18 protein-coding genes are annotated in these 21,639 nt (G+C 63.8%); 15 read left to right on the top strand and 3 right to left on the bottom strand.

Features of this window, described 5'->3' with window-relative positions:
- Positions 1-174: 174 nt before the first annotated feature.
- Entirely contained in the window at positions 175-1,176 is a 1,002-nt protein-coding gene (gene gap / locus B2790_RS24330) for a type I glyceraldehyde-3-phosphate dehydrogenase (protein ID WP_041506241.1), read from the bottom strand.
- A 265-nt stretch (positions 1,177-1,441) separates the two neighbouring features.
- On the opposite strand from gap, the gene edd reads away from it, so the two are divergent.
- From edd to B2790_RS24275, 11 genes are all read left to right on the top strand, one after another.
- A complete protein-coding gene (gene edd, locus B2790_RS24325; RefSeq protein ID WP_238067316.1) occupies positions 1,442-3,268 on the top strand; it encodes a phosphogluconate dehydratase in 1,827 nt (608 codons plus the stop codon).
- Positions 3,265-4,224 (top strand): glucokinase, encoded by a 960-nt coding sequence (locus tag B2790_RS24320; RefSeq protein WP_286919962.1) that lies wholly within the window; start codon positions 3,265-3,267, stop codon positions 4,222-4,224. Before edd ends, B2790_RS24320 begins: the two co-directional genes overlap by 4 nt.
- 169 nt (positions 4,225-4,393) lie before the next feature.
- Positions 4,394-5,119: a two-component system response regulator GltR gene (gltR, locus tag B2790_RS24315; protein WP_025337864.1), complete on the top strand. Its 726-nt coding sequence runs from the start codon at positions 4,394-4,396 to the stop codon at positions 5,117-5,119.
- A complete protein-coding gene (locus B2790_RS24310; protein WP_025337865.1) occupies positions 5,100-6,554 on the top strand; it encodes an ATP-binding protein in 1,455 nt (484 codons plus the stop codon). The genes gltR and B2790_RS24310 overlap by 20 nt, the downstream gene beginning before the upstream one ends.
- Before the next feature lie 324 nt (positions 6,555-6,878).
- Entirely contained in the window at positions 6,879-8,129 is a 1,251-nt protein-coding gene (locus tag B2790_RS24305; protein WP_286919961.1) for an AGE family epimerase/isomerase, read from the top strand.
- A 104-nt stretch (positions 8,130-8,233) separates the two neighbouring features.
- Positions 8,234-9,520, top strand: coding sequence for an ABC transporter substrate-binding protein (locus B2790_RS24300; protein ID WP_286919960.1), 1,287 nt, complete (start codon positions 8,234-8,236; stop codon positions 9,518-9,520).
- A 160-nt stretch (positions 9,521-9,680) separates the two neighbouring features.
- Entirely contained in the window at positions 9,681-10,589 is a 909-nt protein-coding gene (locus tag B2790_RS24295) for a carbohydrate ABC transporter permease (protein WP_025337868.1), read from the top strand.
- Positions 10,582-11,427: a carbohydrate ABC transporter permease gene (locus B2790_RS24290; protein WP_286101120.1), complete on the top strand. Its 846-nt coding sequence runs from the start codon at positions 10,582-10,584 to the stop codon at positions 11,425-11,427. The genes B2790_RS24295 and B2790_RS24290 overlap by 8 nt, the downstream gene beginning before the upstream one ends.
- A gap of 3 nt (positions 11,428-11,430) precedes the next feature.
- On the top strand, positions 11,431-12,585 hold the full coding sequence (locus B2790_RS24285) for an ABC transporter ATP-binding protein (protein ID WP_286919959.1): 1,155 nt from the start codon (positions 11,431-11,433) through the stop codon (positions 12,583-12,585).
- Positions 12,586-12,686: 101 nt separating this feature from the next.
- Entirely contained in the window at positions 12,687-13,979 is a 1,293-nt protein-coding gene (locus B2790_RS24280; RefSeq protein WP_256575221.1) for a carbohydrate porin, read from the top strand.
- A 116-nt stretch (positions 13,980-14,095) separates the two neighbouring features.
- A complete protein-coding gene (locus tag B2790_RS24275; RefSeq protein WP_013971129.1) occupies positions 14,096-14,950 on the top strand; it encodes a D-hexose-6-phosphate mutarotase in 855 nt (284 codons plus the stop codon).
- Here B2790_RS24275 and hexR read toward each other — a convergent pair.
- Positions 14,943-15,806, bottom strand: a complete 864-nt coding sequence (gene hexR / locus B2790_RS24270; protein WP_169774905.1) for a DNA-binding transcriptional regulator HexR — start codon at positions 15,804-15,806, stop codon at positions 14,943-14,945. The two genes, B2790_RS24275 and hexR, sit on opposite strands and share 8 nt — an antisense overlap.
- A 212-nt stretch (positions 15,807-16,018) precedes the next feature.
- Here hexR and zwf point away from each other — a divergent pair, with 212 nt between their 5' ends.
- The 4 genes from zwf to B2790_RS24250 all read left to right on the top strand — a co-directional run bounded on the left by zwf (position 16,019) and on the right by B2790_RS24250 (position 19,786).
- A complete protein-coding gene (gene zwf / locus B2790_RS24265) occupies positions 16,019-17,488 on the top strand; it encodes a glucose-6-phosphate dehydrogenase (protein ID WP_085616745.1) in 1,470 nt (489 codons plus the stop codon).
- Positions 17,475-18,188: a 6-phosphogluconolactonase gene (gene pgl, locus B2790_RS24260; RefSeq protein WP_286919958.1), complete on the top strand. Its 714-nt coding sequence runs from the start codon at positions 17,475-17,477 to the stop codon at positions 18,186-18,188. Before zwf ends, pgl begins: the two co-directional genes overlap by 14 nt.
- Positions 18,189-18,205: 17 nt before the next feature.
- Complete coding sequence (locus tag B2790_RS24255) at positions 18,206-18,886, top strand: bifunctional 4-hydroxy-2-oxoglutarate aldolase/2-dehydro-3-deoxy-phosphogluconate aldolase (RefSeq protein WP_286919957.1); 681 nt, start codon at positions 18,206-18,208, stop codon at positions 18,884-18,886.
- A 162-nt stretch (positions 18,887-19,048) separates the two neighbouring features.
- The gene (locus tag B2790_RS24250; RefSeq protein ID WP_286919956.1) at positions 19,049-19,786 is read left to right on the top strand and encodes a monalysin family beta-barrel pore-forming toxin; all 738 of its coding nucleotides are present in this window, start codon (positions 19,049-19,051) and stop codon (positions 19,784-19,786) included.
- 82 nt (positions 19,787-19,868) lie between these two features.
- Here the strand turns inward: B2790_RS24250 and leuA are convergent, their stop codons facing one another.
- Positions 19,869-21,542 (bottom strand): 2-isopropylmalate synthase, encoded by a 1,674-nt coding sequence (leuA, locus tag B2790_RS24245; protein ID WP_112250867.1) that lies wholly within the window; start codon positions 21,540-21,542, stop codon positions 19,869-19,871.
- Between the last annotated feature and the right edge of the window lie 97 nt (positions 21,543-21,639).

The raw sequence follows: 21,639 nt of genomic DNA, 5'->3' as shown, positions 1-21,639 counted from the left end.
CTGGCGCCGGCATGCTTTTTGTGGGAGCGGCCTTGCGTCGCGAAAGGGCCGCAAAGCGGCCCCGGAGGTCTCAGCACCACCGCTGAGGTCCGAGGGCTGCTTTGCAGCCCTTTCGCGACGCAAGGCCGCTCCCACAAGGGTCACACCCACATTGGCCGCATCAGGTTGAGAAATTCAGCGGGCGCGGCACAACGCCAGGCAGTTATCCAGCATGCGGTTGGAAAACCCCCACTCGTTGTCATACCAGGCCAGCACCTTGAGCATGCGCCCGTTGGCCCGGGTATGGTTGGCATCGAAGATCGACGACAGCGGGTTGTGGTTGAAATCGCAGGAAACCAGCGGCAAGGCGTTGTAGCCCAATACCCTGGAATGCTTGCTGGCCTCGAGGAACAGCTGGTTGACCTGCTCGGCCGTGGCCTCGCGCTTGAGGTTGACGGTGAGGTCCACCAGCGACACGTTGATCACCGGCACCCGTACCGCCATGCCGGTAAGCTTGCCGGCCAGCTCCGGCAGCACCAGGCCCACGGCCTCGGCAGCGCCGGTCTTGCTCGGGATCATCGACTGGGTCGCCGAGCGCGCACGGTACGGGTCGCCGTGGTACACATCGGTCAGCACCTGGTCGTTGGTGTAGGCATGGATGGTGGTCATCAGGCCCTGTTCGATGCCGAACTCGCGGTGCAGCACCTGGGCAATCGGTGCCAGGCAGTTGGTGGTGCAGGAGGCATTGGAAATGATCTGGTGCGAGGCCCGCAGGATGTCATGGTTGACCCCGTACACCACGGTGGCATCGGCGCCTTTGGCCGGTGCCGAGACAATCACCTTGCCAGCCCCCGCAGCCAGGTGGGCGGCGGCCTTGGCGCGCTCGGTGAACAGCCCGGTGCATTCGAACACCACGTCGATCGCCTCGGCCTTCCAGGGCAGTTCGGCCGGGTTGCGGATGGCACTGACCGCGATACGGTCACCATTGACCGTGAGGCTTTCGTGGTCGGCCTCGACGCTGGCGTCGAAGGTGCCGTGCACGCTGTCGTACTTGAGCAGGTGGGCATTCATGGCGCTGTCGCCCAGGTCGTTGATGGCGACGACCTGCAGGTCCTGGCGGTAGCCTTGGGTATACAGTGCGCGCAGGACGTTGCGCCCGATGCGGCCGAATCCATTGATGGCGATGCGTAGGGTCATGGCAGTACCTCTGGCAGTCCGAGTGAAACCTGTGGCACAAAGGAGCTTCACTGAAACGGTTTTGTTGTTGGAATTACAAGATTATTCACCTGCCGATAGAAAACAAGCCTTTTTAGTGGCAGTATTTTGTTTAAACATACAACGAGTGGTTGGGCGACGTGCCTCCATCGATGCAGCGGGCTCCTCTACCTTGAGCCTAGGCCGCAATCGTTTGGAGGGGAAATGCCCGGCAAACCGCCCTTACAATTAGCCTGGAGTCCAGTACATGCATCCGCGCATCCTTGAGGTCACCCAGCGGCTGGTCGAACGTAGCCGTGCCACCCGCGAACGCTACCTGCAACTGATTCGCGGCGCGGCCAGTGACGGCCCCATGCGTGCCAGCCTGCAGTGCGCCAACTTCGCCCATGGCGTGGCCGGTTGCGGCAGCGACGACAAGCAGACCCTGCGCCTGATGAACGCGGCCAACGTGGCCATCGTCTCGGCCTACAACGACATGCTTTCGGCGCACCAGCCGTACCAGCACTTCCCCGAGCAGATCAAGCAGGCCCTGCGCGAGGTCGGCTCGGTCGGCCAGTTCGCCGGTGGCGTGCCGGCCATGTGCGATGGCGTGACTCAGGGCGAACCGGGCATGGAGCTGGCCATCGCCAGCCGCGAAGTGATCGCCATGTCCACCGCCGTGGCCCTGTCGCACAACATGTTCGACGCCGCGCTGATGCTGGGCATCTGCGACAAGATCGTCCCCGGCCTGATGATGGGGGCGCTGCGCTTCGGCCACCTGCCGACCATCTTCGTTCCGGGCGGGCCGATGGTCTCCGGCATTTCCAACAAGCAGAAGGCCGATGTGCGCCAGCGCTACGCCGAAGGCAAGGCCAGCCGCGAAGAGCTGCTGGAGTCGGAGATGAAGTCCTACCACAGCCCTGGCACCTGTACCTTCTACGGCACTGCCAACACCAACCAGCTGGTGATGGAAGTGATGGGCTTGCACCTGCCGGGCGCCTCGTTCGTCAACCCGTACACACCGCTGCGCGACGCGCTCACCGCCGAGGCCGCGCAGCAGGTCACGCGCATGACCAAGGCCAGCGGCAACTTCATGCCGCTGGGTGAAATCGTCGACGAGAAGGCGCTGGTCAATTCCATCGTTGCCCTGCACGCCACTGGTGGCTCGACCAACCATACCCTGCACATCCCGGCGATTGCCCAGGCCGCGGGTATCCAGCTGACCTGGCAGGACATGGCCGACCTGTCCGAGGTGGTACCGACCCTGTCCCACGTCTACCCCAACGGCAAGGCCGACATCAACCACTTCCAGGCCGCGGGCGGCATGGCCTTCCTGATCCGCGAGCTGCTCGATGCCGGGCTGCTGCACGAAGACGTCAACACCGTGGCCGGCCATGGCCTGCGCCGCTACACCCAGGAGCCGTTCCTCGACAACGGCAAGCTGGTGTGGCGCGAAGGGCCGCAGCACAGCCTGGACGAAAGCATCCTGCGCCCGGTGGCGCGGCCGTTCTCGGCCGAAGGCGGCCTGCGGGTGATGGAGGGCAACCTTGGCCGCGGCGTGATGAAGGTTTCCGCTGTTGCCCCCGAGCACCAGGTGGTCGAGGCCCCGGCGCGGGTGTTCCACGACCAGCAGTCGCTGGCCGATGCGTTCAAGGCCGGCGAGCTGGAGCGTGACTTCGTCGCCGTGGTGCGCTTCCAGGGCCCTCGCTGCAACGGCATGCCCGAGCTGCACAAGCTCACACCGTTCCTCGGCGTGCTGCAGGACCGTGGCTTCAAGGTGGCGCTGGTTACCGACGGGCGCATGTCCGGTGCCTCGGGCAAGATCCCGGCGGCCATTCACGTTTGCCCCGAGGCTTATGACGGCGGCCCGCTGGCACGGGTGCGCGATGGTGATATGGTGCGGGTCGATGGTGTCGAAGGCACGCTGCGGGTAATGGTGTCGGCCGAAGAACTGGCCAGCCGCGACCTGCCGCCAGCGCCACAGGGCAACGACCTGGGCTGCGGGCGCGAGCTGTTCGGCTTCATGCGCGTGGCGTTCAGCCCGGCAGAGCAGGGCGCCAGTGCGTTCACCTCGGCCCTGGAGAACCTCAAATGAAGGACCTGCTGGTTGGCGACATCGGCGGCACCAATGCCCGTTTTGCGTTGTGGCGTGACAACCAGCTGCACGAAGTGAAGGTCTTCGCCACCGAGGACTACACCAGCCCGGAACAGGCCATCGAGGCTTACCTTGAAGGCTTGGGCATTCCCCGCGGCGACGTGACTGCTGCCTGCCTGGCGGTGGCTGGGCCGGTCGATGGCGATGAGTTCCGCTTCACCAACAACCACTGGCGCCTCAGCCGCGTGGCCTTCTGCCAGACATTGCAGGTCGAGCGGCTGCTGCTGATCAACGATTTTACCGCCATGGCGCTGGGCATGACCCGCCTGCGTCCCGGCGAGTTCCGCGAAGTGTGCCCAGGCCAGGCAGACCTGTCGCGGCCGGCCCTGGTCATCGGCCCGGGTACCGGGCTGGGCGTGGGTGCGCTATTGCGCCTGGGCGAACAGAACTGGCATGCCCTGCCGGGGGAGGGCGGGCACGTCGACCTGCCGGTGGGCAATGCCCGCGAAGCGGCGATTCACCAACAGATTCACGGGCAGATCGGCCATGTCAGCGCCGAGACCGTGCTCAGTGGCGGTGGCCTGCTGCGCCTGTACCAGGCAATCTGCGCGCTGGACGGCGACACACCCCGACACAAGACCCCGGCACAGATCACCGATGCCGCGCTCGGCGGCGAGCCGCGGGCGCTGGCGGTGATCGAGCAGTTCTGCCGGTTCCTCGGCCGAGTCGCTGGTAACAATGTTCTGACGCTGGGCGCACGGGGTGGGGTCTATATTGTCGGCGGCGTGATCCCGCGCTTTGCCGAGCTGTTCGTGCGCAGCGGGTTTGCCGCCAGTTTTTCCGACAAGGGCTGCATGAGTGGCTATTTCGCTGGCGTGCCGGTTTGGCTGGTGACGGCGGAGTTTTCCGGGTTGCTGGGGGCTGGGGTAGCCTTGCAGCAGGCGCTGGATCACTGACTGGGGCTGCTTTGCAGCCCTTCGCGGGCTTGCCCGCTCCCACAGGGATCGCACAAGTCATGGGCATAGCGACACACCTGTGGGAGCGGGCAAGCCCGCGAAGGGCCGCAAAGCGGCCCCAATAAAAACAGGCAACAAAGACCTGTAACCAACAAAAGGACGGACCACCTTGAGCACTGCCGGCAAATCGATCCTGATGGTCGACGACGACCAGGAAATCCGCGAACTGCTGCAAACCTACCTGAGCCGCTCCGGCTTCCAGGTGCATGCCGAAGCCGACGGCAAGGGCTTTCGCCGCGCGCTGGAGTCCACCCCCTGCGACCTGGTCATCCTCGATGTCATGCTGCCCGACGAAGACGGCTTCAGCCTGTGCCGCTGGGTACGCCAGCACCCGCGCCAGGCACGGGTACCGATCATCATGCTCACCGCCAGCTCCGACGAAACCGACCGGGTCATCGGCCTGGAGCTGGGTGCCGACGACTACCTGGGCAAGCCGTTCAGCCCCCGCGAACTGCAAGCGCGGATCAAGGCCCTGCTGCGCCGCGCCGAGTTCGGCCAGGCGGCGCCGGGCAGTGCGGTGCTGGCCTTCGACGACTGGCGCCTGGACACGGTCAGCCACCGCCTGTTCCATCGCGACGGTGAGGAGGTGATTCTCTCCGGCGCCGACTTCGCCCTGCTCAAGCTGTTCCTCGACCACCCACAGCAGATCCTCGACCGCGACACCATCGGCAACGCCACCCGTGGCCGCGAGCCGATGCCGCTGGACCGCATCGTCGACATGGCGGTCAGCCGCCTGCGCCAGCGCCTGCGCGATACCGACAAACCACCCCGGCTGATCCGTACCGTACGCGGCAGCGGCTACCTGTTGGCTGCCCATGTCTGCAATGCGCCCTGAGCGGCGCTGGCGACTGCTGCCGCGCTCGCTACTGGGGCGCATGCTGCTGCTGACATTGCTGGTAGTGCTGCTGGCCCAGGGGTTGTCGAGCATCATCTGGGTTGCCCAATTGCGCGCCAGCCAGTTGCAGGGCCTGCGTGCCAGCGCCAGCAGCCTGGCTCATTCGATGAGTGCCAGTGTCAGCTACTTCCGCTCGTTGCCGGTGGCCTACCGGCCGATGGTCCTCGACCAGCTGCGCAGCATGGGCGGCACGCGCTTTTTTGTGTCGCTCAACGCCAAGCCGCTGGACATGCCGCTACTGCCCGTTACCCCGCGCAAGCAGGCGGTTATCGATGTGTTCCAGCAAGTGCTGCATGAGCGCCTGGGTTCGCAGATGGAAATTTCCGTGGAGTTCGTCGGGCCGGACGACCTGCGTATCTTCAACAGCGGCCTGAAGCTCGACGAACTGCCACGCTCCTGGGCGCATTACTCGCTGACCCTGGAGCCACTCAACCCGCCGGTGCTGGTCACCCAGATCCGCCTGGGCGAGGGTGAGTGGCTGTACATCGCCTCGCTGCTGCCCGAGCCCTACACCAGCCTGGAAGCCGAGCGCCTGCCGCGTCAGCAGATCGGCTTCATCGTGCTGACCACGGCCTTGCTGCTGTTGTTCATCGGCTTGCTGGTGCACTGGCAAAGCTGGCCGCTCAAGCGCCTGGCGCGGGCTGCGCGGGAAATGTCGCTGGGCGCCGATGTGGCGCCGGTGGCCGAAGGCGGTGGCAGCGAGGTGGTCGAGGTAGGGCGTGCGTTCAACAGCATGCGCGAGCGCATCAGCCGCTATCTGACCGAGCGCAGCCAGCTGTTCAGTGCCATTTCCCACGACCTGCGCACGCCGATCACCCGCTTGCGCCTGCGCGTCGAGCTGCTGGAGGACGAGCGCCTGCAGGCCAAGTTCAGCCAGGACCTGGACGAGCTGGAGCTGCTGGTCAAAGGCGCGTTGCAGTGCGTGAAGGACACCGACATCCACGAGAACATCGAGCCGGTCGACCTCAACCAGGTGCTGGAAATCCTGGCCGAACCATACCTGGGCGATGGCCGCATCACGCTCGAAGGCCGGGCGCTGGCGCCGTACCCGGGCAAGCCGCTGGCGCTGCGGCGCTGCATCGGCAACCTGATCGACAACGCCATCAAGTACGGCGAACGGGCGCGGCTGCGCATAATCGACAGTGCCGAGGGGTTTGTCCTGCAGGTGGATGACCAGGGTCCGGGGGTGCCGCAGCAGCAACTGGAGCAAGTGTTCGAGCCGCACTTCCGTCTGGCCGGGCAGCAGCAGGGGTACGGACTGGGGTTGGGGATTGCGCGCAACATTGCCCATAGCCATGGCGGGGAGGTGAGCTTGCTGAACCTGCGTGAGGGCGGGTTGCGGGTGACCTTGTACCTGCCGCGGGGCATGGACTGAAGGGTTGTATTGCCTGTACCGGCCCTATCGCCGGCAAGCCAGCTCCCACAGGTACAGCGCAAGCCTTGAGATTTTTGCAGGCCTTGTTGAAGCAACTGTCTTGTGTTGCCTGTCAGTGCCTCATCGCTGGCAAGCCAGGCTCCTACAGGTACTGAGTATGGCTTCGGTCGATGCGGTCGAGGTGGGAGCCGGCTTGCCGGCGATAGGGCCATTGCGGGTCACACAAATGTAACTACCCGGTGACAAACCCACTGTCCTTCGTGACAACTCACCAAACCCCGCTGGCTAGAATTCGCAGACGACTGGCAAGGATCAAGCTGGCCCATGAGCACCTCCAACCTGCCTTCCACCCGCTGGCTCGACGCCCCGGCCCACACCGCCTGGCGCATGGCAGAAGGGCAACGCCTGCTGGCCTTCGCCACGGCTTCGAAACTGCCCGATGGCTTCGGCAGCCTCGACGCCGCAGGCCTGCTTGCACCCGGTGCCCGCGCCGAAACCCTGATCACCGCCCGCATGTCCCACTGTTTCGCCCTGGCCCACCTGCAGGGCGTGCCCGGCTACCTGGCCTATGCCGAACACGGTGTGGCCGCCCTGCGTGGTGCGCTGCAGGATGCCACCTACGGCGGTTGGTTCGCCCACCCCGGTGGCCATGACGACAGCGGCAAGGCGGCTTACCTGCATGCCTTTGTCGCCCTGGCCGCCAGCTCGGCGGTGATGGCAGGTGCTGGCGGTGCACCAGCTCTGCTGGCAGACGCGGTGCAGGTGCTCGAAGCGCATTTCTGGAGCGAAGAGGAGGGAGCCCTGCGGGAAGCCTTCTCCCGCGCCTGGCAGTTGCCCGAGCAGTACCGTGGCGCCAACAGCAACATGCATGCGGTCGAGGCCTTCCTGGCCCTGGCAGACGTCACTGGCGACAGCCTGTGGCTGCAACGCGCCTTGCGCATCGCCGAACGCATCATCCATACCCATGCCGCCGCCAACGGCTACCGGGTCATCGAGCATTTCGACGCCCTCTGGCAGCCACTGCCGCACTACAACCAGGCGCACCCGGCCGACCACTTCCGGCCTTATGGTTCCACGCCCGGGCATGCCCTGGAGTGGGCGCGGTTACTGCTGCATCTGGAGGCCAGCCTGGAACGGGCCGGCCTGCATGCCTCGCAGTGGCTGCCAGACTGTGCCCGCGCATTATTCGATACAGCCTGCCAGCAGGCCTGGAACGTCGATGGCGCGCCCGGTTTCGTCTACACCCTGGACTGGGACGATCGCCCGGTGGTGCGCGCACGCCTGCACTGGGTGCATGCCGAAGCCTGCGCCGCCGCCGCAGCCCTGTTGCAGCGCACTGGCGAGGCGTACTACGAACAGTGGTACCGCCGTTGCTGGGACTTCATCGCCAACCATTTCATTGACCATGGCGCTGGCAGCTGGCACCACGAACTCGATGCGCACAACCAGACGGCCGCGACCATCTGGCCAGGCAAGCCCGACCTCTACCATGCCTACCAGGCGCTGCTGCTGCCGGGCTTGCCACTGGCACCCAGCCTGGCCAGCAGCTTGGCCGGCAATGTAACCAAACGATGACATTCACGCATCGCTTCGTTACCTGGCGAGGCGAGCACGCTGTTTAGACTTCATGCAACGCAAGCGATCGACTTGCACGGCATAACAACAAGAAAGGTGCTTCGATGAATTCCACGCTCCGTCTCGCTGCCGCAATCTCACTGGCCTCCTTGTTCCCGCTGAGTGCCTTGGCTGCCGATGCCAAAGGCAGTGTCGAGGTGGTGCACTGGTGGACCTCCGGTGGTGAAAAAGCGGCAGTCGATGTGCTCAAGGCCCAGGTCGAAAAAGATGGTTTCACCTGGAAGGACGGCGCGGTCGCCGGTGGTGGTGGTGCCACCGCCATGACCGTGCTCAAGAGCCGCGCCGTGGCCGGCAACCCGCCGGGTGTCGCGCAGATCAAGGGCCCGGACATCCAGGACTGGGCAGCCACCGGCCTGCTTGACGCCGATGTGCTCAAAGATGTGGCCAAGGAAGAAAAGTGGGACTCACTGCTCGACAAGAAAGTCGCGAATACCGTCAAGTACGACGGTGACTATGTCGCCGTGCCGGTGAACATCCACCGCATCAACTGGCTGTGGATCAACCCCGACGTCTTCAAGAAGGCTGGCATCGACAAGGCGCCAGCCACCCTCGACGAATTCTACGCCGCCGCCGACAAGCTCAAGGCCGCCGGCTTCATCCCGCTCGCCCATGGCGGCCAGCCGTGGCAGGACAGCACCGTGTTCGAAAGCGTGGTGCTGGCAGTGATGGGGGCCGATGGCTACAAGAAGGCCCTGGTCGACCTCGACAGCGCGGCCCTGACCGGCCCGCAGATGGTCAAGGCGCTGACCGAACTGAAGAAGGTCGCCACCTACATGGACCCGGATGGCAAAGGCCAGGACTGGAACCTGGAAGCGGCCAAGGTCATCAACGGCAAGGCCGGCATGCAGATCATGGGCGACTGGGCCAAGAGCGAATGGACCCTGGCGAAGAAAACCGCCGGCAAGGACTACCAGTGCGTGCCATTCCCCGGCACCGACAAGGCGTTCCTGTACAACATCGACTCGCTGGTGGTGTTCAAGCAGAACGACGCCGGCACGTCTGCCGGCCAGCAGGATATTGCCCGCAAGGTGCTGGGCGAGGACTTCCAGAAGGTCTTCAGCAGCAACAAGGGGTCGATCCCGGTGCGCAACGACATGCTGGCCGACATGGGCAAGTATGGCTTCGACGCCTGCGCGCAAACCTCCGCCAAGGACTTCCTGGCCGATGCCAAGAATGGCGGCCTGCAGCCGAGCATGGCGCACAACATGGCCACCACGCTGGCCGTGCAGGGCGCGTTCTTCGATGTGGTGACCAACTACATCAACGACCCCAAGGCCGACCCGGCCGATGCGGCGAAGAAGCTGGCGGCGGCGATCCAGGCTGCCCAGTAAAGCGCTGACGGCCCTATCGCCGGCAAACCGGCTCCCACAGGATTTTCACTGCCTTTGAAAATTGTGGGTTACCTGTGGGAGCTGGCTTGCCGGCGATAGGGCCAGTACCGACAACACAAAAGGCAGTGCCCCACACTGCCTGGGCTTTGGGTACCAAATCATGACCACAGCAACCGCCCAACTGCGGGCCTCACCCCTGGACGCGCTACAGCGCTGGCTGCCCAAGCTGGTGCTGGCGCCGAGCATGTTCATCGTCCTGGTGGGCTTCTACGGCTACATCCTCTGGACCTTCGTCCTGTCCTTCACCACCTCGACCTTCCTGCCGACCTACAAATGGGCCGGCCTGGCGCAGTATGCCCGGCTGTTCGACAACGACCGCTGGTGGGTGGCAAGCAAGAACCTGCTGCTGTTCGGCGGCCTGTTCATCGCCATCAGCCTGGTCATCGGCGTAGTGCTGGCGGTCCTGCTGGACCAGCGAATCCGTCGCGAAGGTTTCATCCGCACCATCTACCTGTACCCCATGGCGCTGTCGATGATCGTCACCGGTACCGCCTGGAAGTGGCTGCTCAACCCGGGCATGGGCCTGGACAAGCTGCTGCGTGACTGGGGTTGGGAGGGCTTTCGCCTGGACTGGCTGATCGATCCCGACCGGGTGGTGTACTGCCTGGTGATCGCCGCCGTGTGGCAGGCCTCGGGCTTCATCATGGCAATGTTCCTCGCCGGCCTGCGTGGCGTCGACCCGTCGATCATCCGCGCCGCGCAGATCGATGGCGCCAGCCTGCCGCGCATCTACTGGCGCGTGGTACTGCCCAGCCTGCGCCCGGTGTTCTTCAGCTCCCTGATGATCCTCGCGCACATTGCCATCAAGAGCTTCGACCTGGTGGCGGCCATGACTGCCGGCGGCCCAGGCTACTCGTCCGACCTGCCGGCGATGTTCATGTACTCGTTCACCTTCAGCCGCGGCCAGATGGGCATGGGCTCGGCCAGCGCCATCCTGATGCTCGGGGCGATCCTGGCGATCCTCGTGCCTTACCTGTACTCGGAGCTGCGGAGCAAACGCCATGCATAGCCCTCTCGACAAAGCGGTGCTTAGCCCGAGCCGCATCGCCATCCACGCGGTGCTGTTGCTGGCGGTGCTGCTGTACCTGGTGCCGCTGGTGGTGATGCTGCTGACCAGCTTCAAGACCCCGGACGACATCAGCACCGGCAACCTGCTGAGCTGGCCGGTGGCAATTACCGGCATCGGCTGGGTCAAGGCCTGGAACACGGTCAGCGGTTACTTCTGGAACTCGATCATGATCACCGTGCCAGCGGTGCTCATCTCCACCGCCATCGGCGCGCTGAACGGCTATGTGCTGTCGATGTGGCGCTTCCGCGGTTCGCAGCTGTTCTTCGGCCTGCTGCTGTTCGGCTGCTTCCTGCCGTTCCAGACCGTACTGCTGCCGGCCTCGTTCACCCTCGGCAAGCTCGGCCTGGCCAGCACCACCACCGGCCTGGTGCTGGTGCACGTGGTCTACGGCCTGGCCTTCACCACGCTGTTCTTCCGCAACTTCTACGTGAGCATCCCCGATGCGCTGGTCAAGGCCGCGCGCCTGGACGGTGCCGGGTTCTTCACCATCTTCCGCCGCATCATCCTGCCGATGTCCACGCCGATCATCATGGTCTGCCTGATCTGGCAGTTCACCCAGATCTGGAACGACTTCCTGTTCGGCGTGGTGTTCTCCAGCGGCGATTCGCAACCGATTACCGTGGCCCTGAACAACCTGGTCAACACCAGCACCGGGGCCAAGGAATACAACGTCGACATGGCGGCGGCGATGATCGCCGGCCTGCCAACCCTGCTGGTCTACGTGGTGGCAGGCAAATATTTCGTCCGCGGGCTGACTGCTGGCGCGGTAAAGGGGTAAGTCATGGCAACGCTCGAACTTCGCAATGTGAACAAGACCTACGGCAGCGGCCTGCCGGACACCCTCAAGGACATCCAGCTGTCGATCAAGGATGGCGAGTTCCTGATCCTGGTCGGCCCGTCGGGTTGCGGCAAGTCGACCTTGATGAACTGCATCGCCGGGCTGGAGCAGATCACCGGCGGCGCGATACTCATCGACCAGCAGGACGTCAGCGGCATGAGCCCCAAGGACCGCGACATCGCCATGGTGTTCCAGTCCTACGCGCTGTACCCGACCATGAGCGTGCGCGAGAACATTGAGTTCGGCTTGAAGATCCGCAAGCTGCCCCAGGCCGCGATTGACGAGGAAGTGGCGCGGGTGGCCAAGCTGTTGCAGATCGAGCACCTGCTGGCGCGCAAGCCGGCGCAGCTGTCCGGTGGCCAGCAGCAGCGCGTGGCCATGGGCCGGGCGCTGGCGCGGCGGCCGAAGATCTACCTGTTCGATGAACCGCTGTCCAACCTCGATGCCAAGCTGCGCGTCGAAATGCGTACCGAAATGAAACTGATGCACCAGCGCCTGAAGACCACCACCGTGTACGTCACCCATGACCAGATCGAGGCCATGACCCTGGGCGACAAGGTGGCGGTGATGAAGGACGGCATCATCCAGCAGTTCGGCACCCCGCAGCAGATCTACAACGATCCGGCCAACCAGTTCGTCGCCAGCTTCATCGGTTCGCCGCCGATGAACTTCATCCCGGTGCGCCTCACGCAACAGGACGGGCGCCTGCTGGCCGTGCTCGACAGCGGCCAGGCGCGTTGCGAACTGCCTTTCGGGGTGGCTGCAGACGAGCTGGAGGGCCGCGAGATCATCCTGGGCATCCGCCCCGAGCAGATTGCCCTGGGTGCAGCCGAGGGCAATGGCCTGCCCGGCATTCGCGCCGAGGTGCAGGTGACCGAGCCCACCGGGCCAGACCTGCTGGTGTTCGTCACCCTCAACCAGACCAAGGTCTGCTGCCGCCTGGCGCCGGATGTGGCGTGCCGGGTCGGCGACAGCCTGAACCTGCAATTCGACCCGGCACGGGTGCTGCTGTTCGACGCCGCCAGCGGCGAGCGCCTGCACCTGGCCACTACTGCCACAACCATGAAAGACAATGTGGCGCACTTCAAAGGCCGATAACTCGTCTACACCATCAATAAGAACAAAGAGGACGCAAAGGGATGGAACAGCGCAAACGCATCAGGACATTAGGTTCGCTCGCCTTGCTCGCACCGCTGGCGATGGCCGCTGGCAGCGGCGCGCAGGCTGCCGAGGCTTTTTCCAGCGAATCGAAGTGGATGACCGGCGACTGGGGCGGCACCCGCACCGAGCTGCTGGAAAAGGGCTATGACTTCACCCTCGATTATGTCGGTGAGGTTGCCGGTAACCTGCACGGCGGTTACAACGACGACAAGACCGCGCGCTATAGCGACCAGTTCGCCCTGGGCGCGCACCTGGACCTGCAGAAAATCTTTGGCTGGCATGACGCCGAGTTCAAACTGGCGATCACCGAGCGCAGCGGCCGCAACCTGTCCAACGACCGCATCAGCGATCCGCGCGCCGGGCAGTTCAGCTCGGTGCAGGAAGTGTGGGGCCGCGGCCAGACCTGGCGGCTGACCCAGATGTGGGTCAAGCAGAAGTACTTCGACGGCGCACTGGACGTCAAATTTGGCCGCTTCGGCGAGGGCGAGGACTTCAACAGCTTCCCCTGCGACTTCCAGAACCTGGCGTTCTGCGGCTCGCAGGTGGGCAACTGGGTCGGCGGCATCTGGTACAACTGGCCGGTCAGCCAGTGGGCGCTGCGGGTGAAATACAACATCACCCCGGAATTCTTCGTCCAGGTCGGCGCCTTCGAGCAAAACCCTTCCAACCTGGAAACCGGCAACGGCTTCAAGCTCAGTGGCAGCGGCACCAAGGGCGCGATCCTGCCGGTGGAAGCGGTGTGGTCACCCAAGGTCAACGGCCTGCCGGGCGAGTACCGCCTGGGTTACTACTACAGCACGGCCAAGGCCGACGATGTGTTCGATGACGTCAACGGCAACCCGCAGGCGCTGACGGGCGAAGCCTTCAAGTCGCACTCCAGCAAGCATGGCTGGTGGGTGGTGGCACAGCAGCAGGTCACTGCCCATGGCGGCGACGTCAACCGTGGCCTGAGCCTGTTCGCCAACTTCACCGTGCACGACAAGGCCACCAACGTCGTCGACAACTATCAGCAACTGGGCTTGGTCTACAAAGGCGCATTCGACGCCCGGCCCAAGGACGATATCGGCTTCGGCGTGGCGCGCATTCATGTGAATGACGACGTGAAGAAACGCGCCGAACTGCTCAACGCCCAGAGCGGCATCAGCGATTACGACAACCCAGGCTTCGTGCCGCTGCAGCGTACCGAGTACAACGCCGAGCTCTACTACGGCTTCCACGTCACCAACTGGCTGACCGTGCGGCCCAACCTGCAGTACATCAAGAGCCCCGGCGGGGTGGATGAGGTGGACAACGCGCTGGTCGCAGGTTTGAAGATTCAGTCGTCATTCTGAGAGCAATTGTTGTAAATTTACGCCAATCCACTTCGGTACCCGGCAGCCACTGGCCTTCAGTGGTTGTCGGGGATAGGCCGAGACAGCGCTATCTCAAACAACAAGAGCTCTGAACCATGCCCGAACATCCGCTCCATCGCTTCTTTACCTCGCAGCGGCCCCGGCCGACATTCGAGTGGGAGCGTTACCAGCAGCGCGATGTGCTGATCATCGACCATCCCCGTTGCCAGGCGGTGTTCAGCCGCCAGGGTGCGCAACTGCTGCATTTTCAACCAGCGGGTGAACGGCCCTGGCTGTGGTGCGCCGAGCAGTGGCCGCAGGTGGGGGCGATCCGCGGTGGTGTGCCGGTGTGCTGGCCATGGTATGGCCGCCACCCCAGCGAGGACTTGTGGCCGGCCCATGGCTGGGCGCGCCTGCTCGACTGGAAGCTGGTGGACAGCCGTGAGGACGAGGAGGGGGTAACCTTGAAATGGCGGCTGGACCTGTGCGACTGGCAGGTCGACCTGCATGCCCGGCTGGGTAGCCGCATGGAGCTCAGCCTGAGCACCGAGCACCAGGACAGCGAACCCTGCCAGCTGAGCCATGCCCTGCTGGCCTACTGGCGCATCAGTGACGTGTCCGAGATAGCGCTGTCCGGGCTGGAGGATATCGAAGGCTACGACCGCCTGAACCGCCAGGCCTGCCGTGAAGATGGCGCGCTGAAGCTCAAGGGCGGTTGCCAGAAGGTCTACCCCGGCACGCCGCGGGTGCAATTGCAGGACCCGGCCTGGCAGCGCGAGCTGTGCATCGATACCGGTGACAGCGACGACACGGTGGTCTGGCACCCGGGCAACCGCCCGCTGATGGGCGTGACCGGGCGTGAATGCCAGCGCTTCGTCTGTGTCGAGGCCGCCAGCGGCAGTGGCGAGGGCCTGAGCCTGGCGCCGGGGCAGCGTGCCCACCTGCGCCTGCAGGCACACCGGCTCAGTTGAGCTCGTCGTCCTCGATCGGGTAGCGGCTGGCGTTGAGGCTTTCCTTGATCTTGCGCAGGTGCGGCTGGAAGTCCACGCCGCGACGCAGGGTCATGCCGGTGGCCAGCACATCGAGCACAGTCAGCTGGATGATCCGCGAGGTCATCGGCATGTAGATGTCGGTGTCTTCCGGCAGCGGAATGTGCAGGCTCAGGCTGCAGGCATTGGCCAGTGGCGAACCGGCAGCGGTCAGGCCCAGCACCGAGGCGCCGTTTTCCCGGGCCAGGCGGGCAACCTCGACCAGTTCGCGGGTGCGCCCGGTGTAGGAGATGATCACGAACAGGTCGCCGGTGTGCGCCACCGAGGCCAGCATGCGCTGCATCAGTACGTCGGCGTGGGCGGATACTGCCAGGTTGAAGCGGAAGAACTTGTGCTGGGCGTCCAGCGCCACCGGGGCCGAGGCGCCCAGGCCGAAGAAGTGAATCTGCCGGGCCTGGATCATCATGTCCACGGCACGGCTGACCTGCTGCGGGTCGAGCTGCTGGCAGGCGCTGTCGAGCGAGGCGATGGCACTGGCGAAGATCTTCTGGGTGTAGGCGGCCGGGTCGTCGTCAGCCTCCACCGCGCGGCTGACGTAGGCGGCGCCGCTGGCCAGGCTCTGCGCCAGCTGCAGCTTGAGCTCGGGGTAGCCGCTGACGCCGAACGAGCGGCAGAAGCGGTTGACGGTAGGTTCGCTGACCTTGGCCGCCTGGGCCAGCGCAGCAATGCTGAAACGGGTGGCTTGTTGCGGGTTGAGCAGGATGACTTCGGCGACTTTGCGTTCGGCCTTGTTCAGCTCGTCGAGGCGGCCCTGGATCTGTTCCAGGAGGTTTCGCACGCGGTCCATGGGGTGTGTCCTTGGGTCGGGAAGACAGCCGGCTGTGGGAGCAGCAGGCTTTTTGCACGGTCGTCTATCGTACTGTCGGCGCGGTTGACGTACCACTTGTCTGTAACACTTGTGTGTAATGTTGTGGTTTTTACTACATTATCCCTTGAAAACCGTATGTGAAAGCGGTATTCCTAGACCAACTTTAGGAAAGAACCAACATCATGGCTGCGATCAGTGTCGAACCTTGCACCTTTGCCCTGTTTGGCGCCCTCGGCGACCTGGCATTGCGCAAGCTGTTTCCTGCGCTCTACCAGCTCGACCGGGCCAACCTGTTGCACCCGGAAACCCGCCTGCTGGCGCTGGCCCGCGAGGCCGGTAGCGCGCAGGGCCACCTGGACAGCATCGAAGCGCACCTGCGCCGGCATGTGCCCGAGGCCGATATCGAGCCCGCCGCGCTGGGCCGCTTCCTCGCCAGGCTGAGCTACCAGCACCTGGACTTCCTCCAGCCCGAGGGCTACCAGGCCCTGGCCGAGCAGTTGCCGGGCGAGCTGCCGCTGATCGCCTACTTCGCCACCGCTGCGGCGGTGTACGGGGCCATCTGCGAAAACCTCGACAAGGCCGGGCTGGCCGAACGCACCCGGGTGGTACTGGAGAAGCCCATTGGCCACGACCTGGAGTCGTCGCGCCGGGTCAACGATGCCGTGGCGCGGTTCTTCCCGGAGAGCCGGGTCTACCGCATCGACCACTACCTGGGCAAGGAAACGGTGCAGAACCTGATCGCCCTGCGTTTCGCCAACAGCCTGTTCGAAACCCAGTGGAACCAGAATTCCATCTCCCATGTGGAGATCACAGTCGCCGAGAAGGTCGGTATCGAAGGCCGCTGGGGCTACTTCGACAAGGCCGGCCAGCTGCGCGACATGATCCAGAACCACCTGCTGCAGCTGCTGTGCCTGATCGCCATGGACCCGCCCAGCGAACTGTCGGCCGATGCCATCCGTGACGAGAAGGTCAAGGTACTCAAGGCCCTGGCACCGATCACCGGTGAAGGGCTGAGCACCCGTGTGGTGCGCGGCCAGTACATCGCTGGCTACAGCGATGGCAAGCCGGTGCCTGGTTACCTGGAAGAAGACAACGCCAACGCCCAGAGCGACACCGAAACCTTCGTCGCCCTGCGTGCCGACATCCGCAACTGGCGCTGGTCGGGGGTGCCGTTCTACCTGCGTACCGGCAAGCGCATGCCGCAGAAGCTGTCGCAGATCGTCATCCACTTCAAGGAAACGCCGCACTACATCTTCGCTCCGGAACAGCGTTTGCAGATCGGTAACAAGCTGATCATCCGCCTGCAACCGGACGAAGGCATCTCTTTACGGGTGATGACCAAGGAGCAGGGCCTGGACAAAGGCATGCAACTGCGCAGCGGCCCGTTGCAGCTGAATTTCTCCGATACCTGGCGCAGTGCACGGATTCCGGATGCCTACGAGCGGCTGTTGCTCGAAGTGATGCGCGGTAACCAGAACCTGTTCGTGCGCAAGGACGAAATCGAGTATGCCTGGAAGTGGTGCGACCAGCTGATCGCCGGCTGGCGTAACGCGGGCGATGCGCCCAAGCCATACGCGGCAGGCTCCTGGGGGCCGATGAGCTCGATTGCACTGATCACACGCGATGGGAGGGCGTGGTATGGGGATATCTGAACTGAAACTGCCAGCGACTGTGACGGTACATGAGCTGGCGGATGCCAAGGCTCTGGCCGCAGCCCAGGCCCATGACGTGGCCGAGCGCCTGCGCGCAGCCATTGCCGCCAAGGGCCAGGCCTGCGTGGTGCTATCCGGCGGCCGTAGCCCGGTGCCGTTTCTCGAGAAGCTGGCCAGCGAAAACCTCGACTGGGCCAAGGTCACCGTCAGCCTGGCCGATGAGCGCTGGGTGCCGGTGGAGCACGCCGACAGCAACGCCGGCCTGCTGGCCCGCCACCTGTTCAAGGGCGCGGCGGCCAAGGCCCGCTTCGTTGGCCTTTACCAGCAGGCGGAGAACCTTGATGCCGCCGCGGGCAAGGCCGATCAGGCCCTGGCCGAGCTGCCGCCGATCGACGTACTGGTGCTGGGCATGGGGGATGATGGCCATACCGCTTCGCTGTTCCCTGCCAGCCCCAACCTGGAGGCAGGCCTCGACCTGGCCAACCCACGCCGCTGCCTGCCCTTGCTGGCACCGAGCGTGCCGCACCAGCGCCTGTCGATGACCCGCTCGCTGCTGGCCAGCTCCGCCTTTACCGCGCTGTCCGTACAAGGGCAGGGCAAACTCGCTACCCTGCGCGCCGCGCTGGCTGGCAACGACCTTACCGAAATGCCGATTCGCGCTTTTCTTCACGCCCCCCTGGACATCTACTGGTGCCCATGAGCCAAGGATCCACAGTCATGACCACCCTCGAACGCCCACAGTCCAAGCTCTCGATGGCCGACAAAGCCGCACGGATCGACGCCATTTGCGAAAAGGCGCGCATCCTGCCGGTGATCACCATCGCCCGTGAGGAAGACATCCTGCCGCTGGCTGACGCCCTGGCCGCCGGCGGTATCCGTACCCTGGAAGTGACCTTGCGCTCGCAATATGGCCTGAAGGCCATCCAGGTGTTGCGCGAGCAGCGCCCGGAGCTTTGTGTCGGCGCCGGCACCGTGCTCGATCGCGGAATGTTCGCCGCCGTTGAAGCTGGGGGTGCGCAATTCGTCGTTACCCCAGGCATTACCCAGGACATTCTCGAAGCCGGTGTGGACAGCGAGATCCCGCTGCTGCCAGGCATCAGCACGCCGTCCGAAATCATGATGGGCTACGCCCTGGGCTACCGCCGCTTCAAGCTGTTCCCGGCGGAGATCAGCGGCGGCGTGGCGGCGATCAAGGCCTTTGGCGGCCCATTCGGCGATATTCGTTTCTGCCCTACGGGCGGTGTGAACCCGGCCAACGTGCGCAATTACATGGCGCTGCCCAATGTGATGTGCGTGGGTGGTACCTGGATGCTCGACAGCAGCTGGATCAAGAACGGCGACTGGGCGCGGATCGAAGCGTGCAGCGCGGAGGCGATGGCGCTGCTGGACGCCAACTGAATTTGTTGTGTGCTTTACGGCTTGTGGGGCGCTTGGTCGGCGCCCCTTTTTTTTTGCGTTGATAAAGCGGGTGCCAACAAGGAACCGCTTCAGGCTTAGTTGCAAGATCTGCTGCTCATAAAGTTGGCGATGTCAGTAAACCGTCAATGCCAGGAGTGTGCAGTGAGTATAATCGATAGCAAAGTTGTTGAGCAGATTAGCTATATGCCAGAGAAACGCGGTAGTTACGAAATTGATAACTATTTGCTCGGCGAAACCGGGAAGTCGCTTAATCCCGGCTGCTGGGTACGAGGCGGGACCATATATGGGGACATGTGGATCTGGAACCAGAACTGGGGAACCTACAGCGTACCGGTGTTTGCCTACCTTGAACATGTGCAGACGGTTCGTATACCAAACGCGACCAAATACACTCACGCCGTTGAGGTTACGGAAGGGTTCAGCTCGTCTGTTACCCAAACTTCAGAGGTCGAGCTGTCTGTAGGCGGCGGATTCGTGGCGCTAGGCGCTGGAGGGGTGAAGCTCTCTAGCAGTTATGCCGAAGGCGTTCATGGATCGAACACGCGTATGGAGTCATTTGAGATTCAGGGGCCGGGGATTTATAACTTCTATCAAATGCACATGGTTTTTGCGCACAAGGCTACATCTGCAGGCCATCTGAATGAGCTGTTCCAGTATTCCCAAGTGGCCACGGATGAAAGCGGGCGGGAGGATTTGTGTTTCCTTACCTCTATAGCAACTGACACTGTCGTGCCGGTCGCGGCCGATTCTTCGATAACGCCACTGGGTTGGCATGAGATCCAAAGGGCTGTGCTGATGGACAATTACAAGGCTTCGGACAATAGTGGCCACTGGCTGTTCCATTCTAGCGCCTACCATCGGCCCGGTTCGCGCTATTGATTGTTGCCCTGTCCGAAGGGGCAGCATCGGCCAATAAAAAATCCCGCATCACAGGATGCGGGATTATTTATTGTAGTTTGGCTCAGGCCGCTTTTGCTTCTTGCTGGCTCAGCGAGCGGTTCAGCGCACTGAACAGTGCCTTGAAGCTGGCCGTGGTGATGTTTTCATCGATACCCACGCCATGCACCGGGCGGCCACCGGCCACGCGCAGTTCGATATAGGCCGCGGCCTTGGCATTGGTACCGGCGCCAATGGCATGCTCGTTGTAGTCCATGATCTCCACGGCAATCGGCAGGCCGGCCACCAGTGCTTCCAGCGCGCCGTTGCCCTTGCCGCGCCAGTGCAGGGTGGTTTCGCCTTCACCGGCAACTTCCACTTCCACGGCGCTGTGGCCGTTCTCTTCCTGCAGGCGGTGGCTGACCAGCGCGTACGGGGCGTTGGCCTGGAGGTATTCCTTGTGCAGCAGGCTGTAGATCTGCTGGGCGGTCATTTCCAGGCCCAGGCGGTCGGTTTCACCCTGTACTACCTGGCTGAACTCGATCTGCATGCGGCGCGGCAGGCTGATGCCGTATTCCTGCTCAAGCAGGTAGGTGATGCCGCCTTTGCCCGACTGGCTGTTGACGCGGATTACCGCCTCGTAGCTGCGGCCGATGTCGGCCGGGTCGATCGGCAAGTAAGGCACTTCCCACAGCTCGCCTTCCTGCTGCTTGGCGAAGCCCTTGCGGATGGCATCCTGGTGCGAGCCGGAGAACGCGGTGTGGACCAGGTCGCCCACGTACGGGTGGCGTGGGTGCACCGGCAGCTGGTTGCACTCTTCGACCACCTTGCGCACGCCATCGATGTCGGAGAAGTCCAGCAGCGGGTCGATACCCTGGGTGTAGAGGTTCAACGCCAGGGTCACCAGGTCGACGTTGCCGGTACGCTCGCCGTTGCCGAACAGGCAGCCTTCGGCGCGATCGGCACCGGCCATCAGGCCCAGTTCGGTGGCGGCAATGCCGGTGCCACGGTCGTTGTGGCAGTGCAGGCTGATGATCACGCTGTCGCGACGGCTGACATTACGGCAGAACCATTCGATCTGGTCGGCGTAGATGTTCGGGGTGGACACTTCCACGGTGGCGGGCAGGTTGAGGATGATCTTGTGCTCGGGGGTCGGGTTCCATACCTCGATGACCGCGTCGCAGACTTCCTTGGCGAACTCCATCTCGGTGGCGCTGAAGGTTTCTGGCGAGTACTGGAAGGTCCACTGGGTTTCCGGCTGCTGGGCGGCGTACTTGACGAACAGCTTGGCCGCGTTCACCGCGATGTCCTTCACGCCTTGCTTGTCCTGGTTGAAGACGATGCGGCGGAACGACGGGCTGGTGGCGTTGTACAGGTGGACGATGGCCTTCTTCGCCCCGCGCAGCGACTCGAAGGTGCGGGCGATGAGGTCTTCACGGGCCTGGGTGAGCACCTGGATGGTGGTGTCGTCCGGGATGTGGCCGTCTTCGATCAGCATGCGCACGAAATCGAAATCGGTCTGCGAAGCGGACGGGAACGAGGCTTCGATTTCCTTCACGCCAACCTGCACCAGGGTCTTCCAGAAGCGCAGTTTCTTCTCCGAATCCATTGGCTCGATCAGCGACTGGTTGCCATCACGCAGGTCGGAGCTGCACCAGATTGGCGCGGCGGTGATGGTCTTCGACGGCCAGGTACGGTCAGGCAGGTCGATGGTCGGGAAAGCGCGGTATTTCTTCGAAGGGTCTTTGAGCATGGTCATGGAAGCAATCCTTTTGTGTGCGGCCGAGATCGGGCCTGCCGAGCGATAACGAGATGAAAGGCGAGGCGACGCGATTCAGCCTGGTAGTCGGGCGCTG

It is taken from the genome of Pseudomonas sp. UBA6753, from assembly GCF_002453565.1.
GTDB lineage: Bacteria > Pseudomonadota > Gammaproteobacteria > Pseudomonadales > Pseudomonadaceae > Aquipseudomonas > Aquipseudomonas putida_Z.
The sequence above is the reverse complement of the archived record's forward strand: the minus strand, read 5'-3'. Positions and strand labels throughout refer to the sequence as shown.